The sequence below is a fragment of the Xanthomonas sp. SHU 199 genome (genome assembly GCF_000364665.1).
Lineage (GTDB): Bacteria > Pseudomonadota > Gammaproteobacteria > Xanthomonadales > Xanthomonadaceae > Xanthomonas_A > Xanthomonas_A sontii.
In genome coordinates this window covers 1-327 of the sequence record NZ_AQOI01000039.1, presented here as the reverse complement: position 1 = coordinate 327, position 327 = coordinate 1, and the positions used below count along the sequence as shown (strand labels likewise).

General features: G+C 70.9%; 1 protein-coding gene. It reads right to left on the bottom strand.

What is annotated here, in order from left to right; genetic code table 11:
- Positions 1-327, bottom strand: a 327-nt coding sequence (locus D183_RS23820; protein ID WP_039725903.1) for an AMP-binding protein, incomplete at both ends; no start/stop codon positions are given.

Sequence of the window (327 nt, the reverse complement as noted above, 5' to 3'; positions counted from 1 at the left end):
TAGGCGCCGCCGGCCTTGAGGATGGCGAGCAGGCCGACGACCATGGCGAAGGAGCGCTGCACGCACAGGGCGACCAGGCCATCGGGGCACAGGCCCTGGGCGATGAGGTGGTGCGCGAGCTGGTTGGCCTGCGCGTTGAGCGCGGCGTAGCTGAGCGTGTGCGTGTCCAGGACCAGGGCGGTGGCGTGCGGGCTGCGCTGCACCTGCTCCTCGAACAGCTGGTGGAGGCAGCGATCGTCGGGATAGGGGGCCGCGGTCTGGTTCCAGGTCTCCAGCAACAGCTGGCGTTCCTGCGGCGCCAGCAGGTCGATGCGGGACAGCGGCTGG